We start from the raw sequence: 12,207 nt of genomic DNA on the forward strand, positions 1-12,207 counted from the left end.
GGATAGAATTATGAAAATATTGGAAATTAGTAAAAATAAAAAACAGTATATGGAGCTTCTGTTTCTTGCTGATGAGCAGGAAGATATGATTGATAAATATATCAATAGGGGAACAATGTATATTTTAGATGATAACGGTGTTAAAGCTGAATGTGTAGTCACAGATGAGGGAAATGGGATTCTTGAAATAAAAAATATTGCCACTAATCCGAAGTTTCAGGGAATGGGTTATGGCAAAAGCCTGATTGATTTTGTTGCTAATAAATATAAAAATAAATTTTCTGTATTACAAGTCGGTACCGGGGATAGTCCTGCAACTATTGGTTTTTATATAAAGTGTGGATTTTCTCATTCACATATTATCAAAAATTTTTTTACAGATAATTATAATCATCCAATATATGAAGAAGGAGTTAAATTGGTTGATATGATATATTTGCGTAGAGTTTTATAAATTCAAAGTTGTAGAAATAGAAAAATATTTATAATACTATGTGTTTGTAAAAGAGAATGAGAAATAGGAGGTTGAGATTAATGATTGTTTTAATTACAGGTGCATCACATACGGGGAAGACTGCACTTGCTCAAAAATTGCTTGAAAAATATAAATATCCGTATTTCTCAATCGACCATTTAAAAATGGGATTAATTCGCAGCGGTTATACGGAATTTACTCCGATGAGTGATGACAGGGAGCTTACAAAATATTTGTGGCCAATTGTGTGTGGGATAATAAAAACTGCTATAGAAAACAAGCAAAATCTTATTATTGAGGGCTGTTACATTCCTTTTTCCTGGGCTGATAGTTTTGAAAAAGAATATCTGGATAATATAAGATACTATTGCCTTGTAATGAGTGAGAAATACATAAAAAATCATTTCTCCGATATAAAAAGATATGCAAATGTTATTGAAATACGTATAGATGATGAATGGTGCACTTTGGAAACGGTGTTGGCTGATAATGTACAGATGTTGGCAGATGCAGAAAAACACAAGGCTAATTATGTGCTTATTGATGATGGGTATGAAATAGATATTGATTTATAACTTTATATTTATCGGTTTGACAGGTTGAATAAGAAATTGATAAATTTACGATATTTTGGAGGAGAAAATAATGGCTTACGTATACTTAATGGATAATAAGAAAATATTAAACATGGAAATAGTAAAAAGGCATGTCGGGTATTTAAAAGAATTAGATGATTTGGGAAAACTGATATTGTGTGGGCCGTTTACTGATTATGATGGCGGAATTGTAATATTGGAGTGCAGAGATATTGAGGAGGCAAGAGCGATTGCGGAGTCTGATCCTTTTATAAAAGATGGATATAAGACTTTTGAACTTCGAACCTTAAATATTGCAAATAAAGATAATAATTATGGGATTTAATACAGCTTAATAAAGTGTTGCTTTGAAGTGTATTATTTAAAGGAGAAGGACAGGGCAGAAAGAGATATATTAGAAGCATTTTTTAAGGCTGAAAATGAACGTAATTGGGAACAATACCGGAAGTTTCTCCATCCGAAAATATCTTGGGAATTATTTGACAAAGAAGAGGATTGTTGGTATAGAGGATATGAATTTATCTTGAAATAAATTTAGGGAGTTATAACTATGGTTAGAGAAGCGGTTAAAGAGGATTTGTTTGAAATATTAAACTTATATCTGTTTTTGCATGAGGATAATGTGCCGGAAGATTCAGAGCATTTACAGAAAACATGGAAGGTCATCCTTGAAGATGTTAATCATCATATTATTGTTAATGAGATTGATGGGAAAATAATATCATCCTGTGAGTGCGTTATCATACCAAATTTGACAAGAAATATAAGACCATATGCATTTATTGAAAATGTAGTTACAAATGAAGCATACAGAGGAAAAGGCTATTCCACAGAATGTCTTGATTATGCCAAGGCAATAGCAATTAAGAGCAACTGCTATAAGATGATGCTTTTAACCGGCACAAAAAATGAAAGTATTTTGGATTTTTACAGAAAAGCCGGATATAACAGTGAGGATAAGACAGCATTTATACAGTGGCTTGATTAGTATATAAATTTTTGTTAAACGGGATAGCAATGAAACCCTATCTTTTATTTACATTTAGTGTTATATTTGGAATAGGAGATATACTTATTATAGGCAAAGGTAGATTGTTAACAATTTAAGTAAAAGGAAGACACATATGAAAAAGAGAATATTATTTGCATTTTTTTCGATAGCCGTAATCTTGATTGTTGGTGAACGCATGTTTGGAAGTCCTTTGGTTAAGTATAATAATTATCATTTAAAACAGAATATGCAGACAATTTCAGAATCAGAGGTAACATTAAATTCAGTTGTCCCGTTTGAATGGGATACTGTTTATACATTTCCTCCGTATACATCTAAAGCAAAAATAGAAAAAATTATAGGATTTGAGAGTAATGAAATTAAAGAAACTGTGAATGAGGGAATGGTTAATCTTCTGTTTGTGAAAGGCAATACTGTTACCGGAAGTATTTGCGATTATTCTAAAAATCTTGGTTATAGCATTGAGTTTAAAGACAAGGTGAAGTTTAAGGATAATGTAGTATTTGAAGTTAATATCCAAGATGGAATGGTATCATTGACAAAGAAATAAACTAAAAGTTGTAAAAGTAATAAGATAAACCACGAAGGAAATCGGCTATGGAGAAAGATTGCTCTCACCAACTTGAAAAAATGAATTTTATAGATAGGGCATTTGAACAAAACTTAAAAGGCGATGATTTCTTGCAGGCTATGGCAGATATTTATTCAGAGCCGGAAGTATATAAAGAATTAAAAAAATATCCACGCTTTGTTGCAGATATAATTACTGTTATTGATTATGATACTGCATTGCAAATGGATGGCTTGGATGATGGTTATTGGAAATGAAAAATATAGAAATTATATATAAAGGTCAAAGCTTAACTTTAACCAGATTTTGGGGAAACGAAAAGCTTTGTTTATGGATTAAAAATCCGAGTCAGAGAGATATGCCTAAAATGGAATTTGTCGGGGGATATCCGGATGAATGGTGTATTTTTATAGAAAATTTGACAGATGATGAAAAAAGACAGATTACGGATGTGAACGGAGAGCTGTTGGATGTGGACAGTATATTAGAAAGCGAAGAAATATTATGAAGATGGAAATTGGGAAGACTTATATTGTCAAAAAAGATATTTTTGATTTTTTAAAAGGAGAAATCTTGTTATTAGAAGATAAAGGCTATCAGGCTTACTATGGTGAGCATAATTTTGTTTTCGTTAATGAAGAAAAACAAAAAAAGTGGCTGATTCTGCGAGATCATTCAGATGAGGACATAAAAATATATTCTCACTTGGAAGAATATTTTGAAGAAAAATGAAGATTAGGAGAGCAAATTATGCCTGTTTTAACTGAAAAACAAATAGAATATGCAACTGGGCTCAGGATCAAGTGTAGATAGTATAGAATCTATTACAGAATTAAAAAACTTAGTAGCCTTATCAGTAGAGAATTTTCAAAAAATTGAGGATTACAGCTTGCTTACCAAGCTTAAAAATTTGGAGAGCCTTTCCATTTGACTTAAAAAAGTGTTTATAATGAAATTTTTGAAAATAGCAGGAGGAGATAGAAAATGCTTAAAATAGGAGGAAAATATTCATTTGAGGATAATCTGTCAAACAGACAGAGCTGTCTGATGTTCTTTAAGGAAGATGAGCTTGTGTCATGGTCAGTAGATATTGGATTTAAAGAAGGAAATTTTGGTGATGAAACAGTAGCTCCTGCTATTTGTATTAATCCGATAGATACAGATAAAAATTCAGCAGAAGAATTAGTTGGGGAAAAATTCAGAGTAACTACAGTAGAAGAATGTGATGACAGAGAAGATACATTTTATATTTATGAATCTGAACCAATGGTTTCATATGAGTTGGAAGTACTTGAAATAAAGGAGGGTAAGGCTCATATCAGATGCAGTGGTATAATGATAGCAGATGGGTATTCTGATCCTTATGTGCAGGAAACATTTGAAATAGACAGTCTGATACCGATTATTGAATCAGTTAACGATTGGGCAAAATTTGAGAATTGATAGTATTTTCTATGGTTTAGAAACTGAAGGAATTGAAAAAGGCGGTATTATGAGTGAGTTAAGAGAAAAGACTTTGGTTACAACCAGAGAAGAGGTAACAAGTGAGTATCCGTTTCATGGTGATCTGCCTATGATATATTTAGGTGAGATAGCCAATATGAAGGAGCATGGAATATTTGTAGGTAAATCGGGGAAATGCTATTTTGGGTATCATATTTCTAATTTTAGAGAATTAAGCGAAGAAGAAGTATAGAAATTGGGGTGACGATAACTCTAAATTTATGTAATGCAGAATATGAGCAGGAAAATGAATGGACAAATAATGATATGAAAGAGTATAAGCTTAGAGGTTATAACCGGATTAAAAGATTTATTATTGACCTGATTATATTTTTATTAAGAGATGCAATACCGATATTGGGTGCTGTTTTGGCAATGTCTGCAGTTATCGGAACTGCGTTATGGTTAGTTGTGGATAATATAATATTATTGCTGTTTTTGGCTGTAGCTGCATTATTTATTTTAATATCTGTTCAATATTTGATTTCTAAAATAATCAGCAGACAGGTTGAAAAACTATATGGAAAACAAGAGTTGTATTTGATTAATAATAGATTGTATTTTACTAAAGATGTAAGAAGTCGTTTTAACCGTAAAATCAGCTGTATTAAAATTCTTGAAATCTATCAGGTAAAGAAAACAAAGTTTTACCTGGAGATTGATTGCAGTTGCAATAAAAGTGAAAAATACTGTAATGTGGGAGAGGATATTGAGCATAATTTGGAAAAATTGAGACAGGATGAAGAAAAATTAATAAAAGTAAAAGAAATACTATTAATCAAAAGGCAATATGACAACCAAACAGAGAAAACCATAGAAGATATATTTAATTGTTAGCTGTATTTGCCTATATTGAAAGTGAACTTTCATATAGGCAACATAAGCTAACAATCTTAATAACTATAAATCAAATTATAAATATTTTGAAATCGTTTGGAATTGATTGGTTTGATTTATATCAAAGATAGGAGGAAGTTATGCATGAATACTACCATAAGAACAAAGCTAAACTAAAAAAAGATATGAACAAAATGCTGTCTTTAATATCGGGTGAGCTTGAGGAAGCAAGTGGCAAGAAGTATAAGGAAATAATTGAAGAAATATGGATATATTATGAGAATGAATTACTGGATAAATTTCCGTATATTGGGGGAGATAAGGTAAGCGGTACCCGCGATTTGACAGGGGCATATTGTTTTGTTGCTATGGGAGAGGTGTTAAAAAAATACGGAACCGGTATTGATGAAATCGGAAAAATAATGGTGTTATCCTATGAACGGCTTGCATATAAGATGTCTCCTATTGTTCGTAAGATATTTAGAAAACTTGCAAAAAATACTAAACTGTTAAATAAAATATTCTTAAAAAGAGATGCTAAAAATGAAAAAAATGTATCGAAGTATCCCGACAGTTTTAAGACAAAAACTAAAATTCCGCCTGAAGAGGGATATGATTTCAGCTTCCATAATATTGCCTGCCCTTTAGCAAACTTCGCAAAACAATACGGATATGAAGAATATATGCCTTATCTTTGCAATCTGGACTATGTTATGCTTGGAGTAATGGGGATACCGCTGTTTCGTGAGCATACCTGTTTTGAAGATGGGGACTATTGTGATTTTAAAATTAAAAATGATGCTAAGCCACTTCCATACTGGCCACCGGTATTTAGGCAGGAAGAAGGTTATAAATAATTCGGAATAATAAACAATGGACTAATAGGGGAGTATAATTGAGAAAAATTGGAATATAAAAATGAAGATATGAAGGAGTTTTTTACAATGAATAATCAGATAGATTTTGTACTACCTGCTTTATATGATAAGTTTTTATCAGAAATGGGTGAGGATGGAGAATTTATAATAGAGAATACCGGTATCATTTTATATTCAAAGGCAGATTTGGTGGAAAGAAATACTACTTATCAGATAGAAGAATGGGAGCCGGATTTTTTTATGATTGGACAGGACGGTGATTTGGCTTTCTTTATAAAAAAAGATTCTGATGATACTATTTATATGAATGATTTGGGAGCTTTGGGTTCGATTGAAATGAAGCGTACAGCCTCAGATGTATATGAGTTTGTTAAACATTCAGGTGAGGATTTTGATTAGGGTGTAAATGATGATGAGAGTAGGGGATATAATGAAATGTTCAAAGTACACAAGTTTGAAAAATGAAATAACAAAATTATAAATGTTTTGAAAGCGTTTGGGATTGAGTGGAGAAAGAAATGGAATTTGATGAAAGCTTACAGCAATATGTTTACAGTTGTGAAGATTTGATTTTTTCTTGGGATGAGGAGCCGAAAGGCGAAGATATAAACATAGTTAAAATTTTATCAAAGAACTATAAAGATAATTTTGATAAAATAATTGATTTTATGCTGCCTGACCTTAGGGAAATGTATGGAGATATCAGTAGGGAAGATGTGAAGACTAATCTTGGAAAACCTATTATAGACTATAATCAGGGAACTGTGAGCTATTGTGACCAGACCTTTGATGATTGGCATATATTTGAGTTTGAATTTTTGGATGGAAAATTTGAAAAATTAGAGCATTTTTCAGTTAACGGATGATTGGATTTTACCGGAGGAAAATAATGGAATTAATTGAGTATATAAGACTTAGAAATAAAATGACACAGAGTGAATGGGAAGACTCTTTTGAGAAAGAAGAAAGAGAGATTATTGTTTTAAGACACGAAGGTGGCGGTGGAGGCCTTAGAAATGGTTTTTGGGACTGGGCTGCTTATTTCTTGGCTTATGTGGACTGTGAAACAGGTGAACTGCATAAAGAAGAAGGACGTATAGTATTTCCTGTGGCAGACAAAGAGAATCTGCCATATCATTTTGAAGATGAAACCATTTACAGATTAAAGGTGCGTGAAAATCTGCCGGAGGAAGTTCCAAACGGTGCATTGCCGATAAAAAACCATTTTTTAGTTGTGGAAGTTCTTGAAAAAAACGTAGCTTGTCCGGAACTTGAAGAAATACTTACAGAGTATAGAAAGCCGATAATTTTGCAAGATGATGTATTGGGTGAACTGACTTATGATAAGCAAATTAAAAGCTTTGAAGGAAACATAGCTTGGCTTGGTGGCAAGGTACATATATCCTTATATGTGGACAAGGATAATAAATCAGGAATAACAAAGGCAAAAAAAGCTCTGAAAACAATGGTATCAGAACAGGAAAAATGGGACGTGGACCTGCGTAGTTTTGCTGCCCAAAAGCTTACAAAACTTGCCTGTGAATGGGCAGAATCTGATGAAGAAGCTGCTGAAATTACAGAAGAAAGTTTTGCAAAAAGAATTAGCCTAAGTTTGATTTGGATGACATCTGGCGGTTCATTTTCTGCTTATTTTGATGATGATGACCTCTTCTTCGGACATAGTATAACGGTATGCGGAAGCTTAAAGAAGGGGATTGTGTCAGCTGATATTGAGGGATGAAACATATACTGATATTTATGGTAATGAAAGGAAAAAATGGAAAAACAAGTGCTTATAAATCAATGGTTGCATGAGCAGGAAATAGCTTATATTAAAGGTTGGGATTTCTCACATATTAGAGGAAGATATAAAGAAGAGGATGATCTTCCTTGGGATTTTGAAAACATTATAAAATCCTATTTGAATGATACAGATTATTTATTGGACATGGAAACAGGAGGCGGCGAATTTCTTTTGTCTTTTATGGTAAACGCTAAACATACTGCTGCGATTGAAGGGTATGAACCAAACATCAAAATATGCGAGGACAGACTTCTTCCGTTAGGAATAGATTTTAAAGCATGTGACGGTGGAGATATTCTTCCTTTTGAAGATAACTACTTTGACATTATTACTAACAGACATGGAAAATATAATATAAATGAGATTAAAAGAACTCTTAAAAGCGGAGGAATATTTCTTACACAGCAGGTCGGTGCAGAAAATGACAGAGAACTTGTAGAGCTTTTGATAGGTGATGTTGAAATTCCGTTTCCGGAAGCTTATTTAAATATAGCAAGACAGGAATTTGCTGATAACGGATTTGACATTGTGGAAGAAGATGAAGTCTACAGACCGATAGAGTTTTATGATGTAGGTGCACTGGTTTGGTTTGCCAGAATTATTGATTGGGAATTTCCGGGTTTTGAAGTGGAGAAATATCAAAATAACCTTTTTAAAGCACAGGAAATTCTTGATAAAGAAGGTGTAATTAAGGGGAAGATTCATAGATATTATTTTGTGGCTAAAAAGAAATAATAAACCCCAACTATTCACGCCATAGGTCACAGACCTCTTATTTCGCATAGTAAAGTAGGATAAAATGTTTTCGGTCTGTGACTATGGGGTGATATTACCAAACATCTTGTAAAATATCCTAATTTCAAGCCTGTGGCTTAATTACGATATTTCACAAGATGTTTCGTGAATAATTGGGGATAAATTTTAGTTTGTTTTGTGAGTAAAACAGCAAGCTATAGGAGATTAATATGAATCGGCATGATAATTTTGATTTCACTTTGGTCTGCACTGTAAAATTTTATAGAGGAAAGAGAAGCTTACCGCCTGATTTGAGTAATGGGAAATATTGTCCTCATTTTATGATAAAAACAGATAAAAGATATCTGGGTATTTGTTTTATTGAAGGGCAGAAAGCGGACTTTGAGACTTTAGTAAAAAGTCTGGTTGTACCATTGTATGAAGAGGTTGATTATTCCGGATTAGTCTGTGGAACTGAGTTTTATATAATGGAAGGGCAAAATAAAGTTGGAGAGGGAATTATAGATGAAATTATTAACAATAGATGAGATAATATCTTCAATACTGGAAGAAACAGAAGGACTTGATGCTGAAATAACTGATGGAATTATTCTTTGTAAAAAAGAAATTTCTCCGTCTGAGATTGAAAAATTAAAATCTGAACTTGAAATAGAGTATTTAGATTTCGTATTTACTGAGAATATTTTAAGTTATAACTGGGGAAATTTTGGTTTTCTTAGCTACCAGTTTGGATATGGAGATGAAATGAGCCTTAATTGGCTGTTGAACCGTAATCTGGAATATGAGGATTATCAGGTATTACATAAGAATGGTTTAATAATTATTGCAAATGGAGATCCTTATACTATTTTACTAGAATGTAAATCGGGGAAAATATACGCATTTACAAGTGATATGAGTTATGATGAGATAATACCTATTGCTTCCGATTTTAGAGAATTTATAAGAGCGATAGGAACTGCTCAATATGCTGTTTGGAAGAAGGATGAAAAAAATTTTGTGGAATTGATGAGTAAGGAGATTGCTGATAACAGTCTTATATTTTGGAAAGCGTTGGTAGGAGTCTATTAAATAATATATAAGGAGGACACAATGGAATTTATAGTAGCGGAGGAGGGTGTTCCTCAAAACATAGGCTGTGAAGGGGCAACGATTGCATATTATGGGAGTGAAATAGAATTCCACTATGAAACAGTGCCACCGCATGGAGATGATATTTTTTCTGCAAAATTGCCACTGTTAGATATTAAACTTCCATTTTGGATATATGGGAGAAATCTAATATTTTTAGATGCGTATTATTTACTTGCAGAAACAGTGGATAAGGGCACTTGGGATCCTATAACAAGCATGCTTATCAATATTCATACAGGAAAATATGCAAGTTTGGAACACTGGTACAACAACATATCGGTTAAGGAAAAAGAAGTTGAACTAAAAAATGATTATGACGGAAAATCTATGATGTTAAAAGATGTTAATGGGCTTAAGTGGGTTTAGAAATGTAAAATATACAGGTGCCAAATACTTTTGATACCAACATAGTACAATGGAAACTTAATAATTTGGAATTACAACAAAGGAGAAGAACAATGGCAAAAAAAAGAGTTACCTTACCAAAAAATTTTGATGAATTGATTACAGCAGGAGATGTGGAAGCTCTCAAAGCAGTCTATGATAAATGCGAGCTTACTGCTCATAACGGCAGATACAGCTTAGATACAGCACTTCATTTTGGAGGTGTTCCTGATGAACTTGTTACTTGGCTGGTGGAGCAGGGTTTAGATGTGAATACTCCTGATTATTATGGGCGTACACCATTATATAAACATGCCACTCTGGGTAGAGATACTGTAAAACTGCTGTATGAATTAGGCGGTGATATACAAAAACCTGATAGATATGGAAGCACACCGCTGCATACGGCAGCAGAGTTTTTCCGCCCTAAGATAGTGAGTTTTTTGATTGAAAAAGGTGCAGATATAAATGCAAAAAATCAAAGAGGGCAAACTCCGTTATTAGCTGCCCTTACAGTATGCGGGGGGACCTGGGTAGTGCCTTTGGTTGAAATTGCAGAAATGTTAATAAAGGCAGGTGCGGAAATTACACCTGAGATGGCGGAAAGAGTAGAAATAATCGGTAAGGATTTTGAATTTCACAGAGAAAATTTTAATAAAGATTCTCTTGAAGACGCTGATGTCGCACTGTTAAAACTCTATGATATCTTCGGTGTAAAGCCTATAGCAAAACGGATAATTCATGATGGAGTTTCCCCTATTCTTGTAAAAGAGGGTTCTTGGAAGGAGCAGTATAATGAGCTTTGGGATTTACTTATTCCTTCAAGCGGAGCTGCAAAAACAGTACAGGGCGAAGTTATCCGCATAACAGGCAGGGTGCAGGATGAGCTTTATAGAAACGGCGGTGTAAACTGGGATAGAGATTATAGAAATATGTTAAACTCACTACCAAATCATTTTGCTTCAGGTAAATCGCTTTCTGAGGCAGAATTGAAAGAGACCAAAGAACTGATTTCAAATATCCGTGCAAATGGTAGTGATGAAGATGCTATAACAGAGCGTTTGTGTGAACTTGCGGTTCTCTGGGTGCTGTCAAATCATACTCCTATTCCTTTAGGCAAAACAAATTATAGCAGATGATTACAAAACTTGTAGGAGACTTAAAATGGTTAAATTAAAAGATATAGGAAATTTTAATTCTGTCCCGCAAATTGTAAATGACATTATAAAAGGAAATACAAAGGCTTTGGATGAGCATTTATCAGGGGGATGGGATATTGAAAAGGGCATAAAAATAGGTGAGTATACCACACTGTCGCCCTTAGACCTTGCCCTGATTATGGAAAGTTTTAACTCTGTAAAATGGCTTGTGGAAAAGGGTGTAAATCTGAATGTAAAAGGTAATCCGTCATTTTTGTCTGCGGTAAGGTATTGTGACGAAGCTGTTATCAGGTACCTTGCAGAGCAGGGTGCAAAGGTGAACTGTGTAAATGAGGTAAAGACAGAGGCATTTAGCCAGGCTTTATATGGAAAAAAATACGAGAATCTGCCTATTATCCACGACTTAGGTCATAGGGTAGAAAAATACGGCGGACAGGCATTTCGCAGTGCAGTTTCAGACAGAAATTATGAAGTGCTTGATTTCTTTATAAAGAACGGTGTTGATATTAACTACAATGCTCCTGACTCAGTCTATCCTTTTAAGCCGACTCCGCTATGTGTAGCTGCAAGGTATGTTGATTTGAAAATGTGTAAATATCTTGTAGAAAATGGAGCAGATGTGACAATAACAGAAAAAGACGGTATGCGTCCGTACAGCATCGCAGTTGAAAAAGGTGATGAAGAAATGGCTGAATATTTTAAGCAGTTAGAACCTGAAGAATACCACAGTATACAGAATAAACTGGATGAACTTAAGCCATTTAAATTGCCTAAGGCGGTAATGGATTTTCTTCAAAGTGAGGAACTGCATTTTGAGCTTAAAGACTGTGATTTTAAATGGATAGAGTTTTTCTCTTTAATAGATACTGTTCCTATGAAAAAGGGCAGACAGAAAATTCTGCGTATATCTAAGCAGACGGGAGATTATGACCATATCTATATTGTATGGAATCCTAAAACGAAGAAGGTGGCTTTCTATGATATAGAGCATGAAGAAATGAAAGACATTTGCAGTTTTGAGGAATTTATAAATGATATGCCGGCATATATGCAAAAAATAATTGAAGGCGAATACGAATAAATAGGGTAAACGGGTG

Annotated in this window: 21 protein-coding genes; all 21 read left to right on the forward strand. The window is 33.5% G+C overall.

Annotation, left to right across the window (positions count from 1 at the left end; all coding sequences use genetic code 11):
- Nucleotides 1-10: 10 nt before the first annotated feature.
- The 21 genes from GCWU000282_RS10725 to GCWU000282_RS10825 all read left to right on the forward strand — a co-directional run bounded on the left by GCWU000282_RS10725 (nucleotide 11) and on the right by GCWU000282_RS10825 (nucleotide 12,191).
- Nucleotides 11-454: a GNAT family N-acetyltransferase gene (locus GCWU000282_RS10725; RefSeq protein WP_023355142.1), complete on the forward strand. Its 444-nt coding sequence runs from the start codon at nucleotides 11-13 to the stop codon at nucleotides 452-454.
- A gap of 80 nt (nucleotides 455-534) precedes the next feature.
- A complete protein-coding gene (locus tag GCWU000282_RS10730) occupies nucleotides 535-1,050 on the forward strand; it encodes an adenylate kinase family protein (protein ID WP_023355143.1) in 516 nt (171 codons plus the stop codon).
- Between the two features lie 70 nt (nucleotides 1,051-1,120).
- The gene (locus GCWU000282_RS10735) at nucleotides 1,121-1,396 is read left to right on the forward strand and encodes a YciI family protein (RefSeq protein WP_023355144.1); all 276 of its coding nucleotides are present in this window, start codon (nucleotides 1,121-1,123) and stop codon (nucleotides 1,394-1,396) included.
- A 225-nt stretch (nucleotides 1,397-1,621) separates the two neighbouring features.
- Nucleotides 1,622-2,059 (forward strand): GNAT family N-acetyltransferase, encoded by a 438-nt coding sequence (locus tag GCWU000282_RS10740; protein ID WP_023355146.1) that lies wholly within the window; start codon nucleotides 1,622-1,624, stop codon nucleotides 2,057-2,059.
- A gap of 136 nt (nucleotides 2,060-2,195) precedes the next feature.
- Nucleotides 2,196-2,633 (forward strand): hypothetical protein, encoded by a 438-nt coding sequence (locus GCWU000282_RS10745; RefSeq protein WP_023355147.1) that lies wholly within the window; start codon nucleotides 2,196-2,198, stop codon nucleotides 2,631-2,633.
- 47 nt (nucleotides 2,634-2,680) lie between these two features.
- Nucleotides 2,681-2,911 (forward strand): hypothetical protein, encoded by a 231-nt coding sequence (locus GCWU000282_RS10750; RefSeq protein ID WP_023355148.1) that lies wholly within the window; start codon nucleotides 2,681-2,683, stop codon nucleotides 2,909-2,911.
- Entirely contained in the window at nucleotides 2,908-3,162 is a 255-nt protein-coding gene (locus tag GCWU000282_RS10755) for a hypothetical protein (RefSeq protein WP_023355149.1), read from the forward strand. Before GCWU000282_RS10750 ends, GCWU000282_RS10755 begins: the two co-directional genes overlap by 4 nt.
- Nucleotides 3,159-3,386, forward strand: coding sequence for a hypothetical protein (locus tag GCWU000282_RS10760; protein WP_023355150.1), 228 nt, complete (start codon nucleotides 3,159-3,161; stop codon nucleotides 3,384-3,386). Before GCWU000282_RS10755 ends, GCWU000282_RS10760 begins: the two co-directional genes overlap by 4 nt.
- A gap of 252 nt (nucleotides 3,387-3,638) precedes the next feature.
- Nucleotides 3,639-4,097 carry a hypothetical protein gene (locus GCWU000282_RS10765; RefSeq protein WP_023355152.1) on the forward strand — a complete coding sequence of 153 codons (459 nt, stop codon included), beginning with the start codon at nucleotides 3,639-3,641 and terminating at the stop codon, nucleotides 4,095-4,097.
- Nucleotides 4,098-4,146: 49 nt separating this feature from the next.
- On the forward strand, nucleotides 4,147-4,350 hold the full coding sequence (locus GCWU000282_RS10770) for a hypothetical protein (RefSeq protein ID WP_035040568.1): 204 nt from the start codon (nucleotides 4,147-4,149) through the stop codon (nucleotides 4,348-4,350).
- 74 nt (nucleotides 4,351-4,424) lie between these two features.
- Complete coding sequence (locus GCWU000282_RS10775; protein ID WP_051384191.1) at nucleotides 4,425-4,994, forward strand: hypothetical protein; 570 nt, start codon at nucleotides 4,425-4,427, stop codon at nucleotides 4,992-4,994.
- 140 nt (nucleotides 4,995-5,134) lie between these two features.
- Nucleotides 5,135-5,851: an L-2-amino-thiazoline-4-carboxylic acid hydrolase gene (locus GCWU000282_RS10780; RefSeq protein WP_023355155.1), complete on the forward strand. Its 717-nt coding sequence runs from the start codon at nucleotides 5,135-5,137 to the stop codon at nucleotides 5,849-5,851.
- Nucleotides 5,852-5,938: 87 nt separating this feature from the next.
- Nucleotides 5,939-6,271 carry a hypothetical protein gene (locus GCWU000282_RS10785; protein WP_035040572.1) on the forward strand — a complete coding sequence of 111 codons (333 nt, stop codon included), beginning with the start codon at nucleotides 5,939-5,941 and terminating at the stop codon, nucleotides 6,269-6,271.
- 119 nt (nucleotides 6,272-6,390) lie between these two features.
- Entirely contained in the window at nucleotides 6,391-6,738 is a 348-nt protein-coding gene (locus tag GCWU000282_RS10790) for a hypothetical protein (protein WP_035040575.1), read from the forward strand.
- A 23-nt stretch (nucleotides 6,739-6,761) separates the two neighbouring features.
- Nucleotides 6,762-7,613 carry a DUF2262 domain-containing protein gene (locus GCWU000282_RS10795; protein WP_035040578.1) on the forward strand — a complete coding sequence of 284 codons (852 nt, stop codon included), beginning with the start codon at nucleotides 6,762-6,764 and terminating at the stop codon, nucleotides 7,611-7,613.
- A gap of 36 nt (nucleotides 7,614-7,649) precedes the next feature.
- Nucleotides 7,650-8,411 carry a class I SAM-dependent methyltransferase gene (locus tag GCWU000282_RS10800; protein ID WP_023355159.1) on the forward strand — a complete coding sequence of 254 codons (762 nt, stop codon included), beginning with the start codon at nucleotides 7,650-7,652 and terminating at the stop codon, nucleotides 8,409-8,411.
- A 230-nt stretch (nucleotides 8,412-8,641) separates the two neighbouring features.
- Entirely contained in the window at nucleotides 8,642-8,959 is a 318-nt protein-coding gene (locus GCWU000282_RS10805; protein ID WP_023355160.1) for a hypothetical protein, read from the forward strand.
- On the forward strand, nucleotides 8,937-9,503 hold the full coding sequence (locus tag GCWU000282_RS10810; protein ID WP_023355161.1) for an SMI1/KNR4 family protein: 567 nt from the start codon (nucleotides 8,937-8,939) through the stop codon (nucleotides 9,501-9,503). Before GCWU000282_RS10805 ends, GCWU000282_RS10810 begins: the two co-directional genes overlap by 23 nt.
- A gap of 21 nt (nucleotides 9,504-9,524) precedes the next feature.
- Nucleotides 9,525-9,932, forward strand: a complete 408-nt coding sequence (locus tag GCWU000282_RS10815; protein ID WP_023355162.1) for a hypothetical protein — start codon at nucleotides 9,525-9,527, stop codon at nucleotides 9,930-9,932.
- Between the two features lie 92 nt (nucleotides 9,933-10,024).
- On the forward strand, nucleotides 10,025-11,089 hold the full coding sequence (locus GCWU000282_RS10820) for an ankyrin repeat domain-containing protein (protein ID WP_035040581.1): 1,065 nt from the start codon (nucleotides 10,025-10,027) through the stop codon (nucleotides 11,087-11,089).
- A gap of 25 nt (nucleotides 11,090-11,114) precedes the next feature.
- Nucleotides 11,115-12,191 (forward strand): ankyrin repeat domain-containing protein, encoded by a 1,077-nt coding sequence (locus GCWU000282_RS10825; RefSeq protein ID WP_023355164.1) that lies wholly within the window; start codon nucleotides 11,115-11,117, stop codon nucleotides 12,189-12,191.
- Nucleotides 12,192-12,207 lie beyond the last annotated feature (16 nt).

The organism is Catonella morbi ATCC 51271, from assembly GCF_000160035.2.
GTDB classification, from domain to species: domain Bacteria; phylum Bacillota; class Clostridia; order Lachnospirales; family Lachnospiraceae; genus Catonella; species Catonella morbi.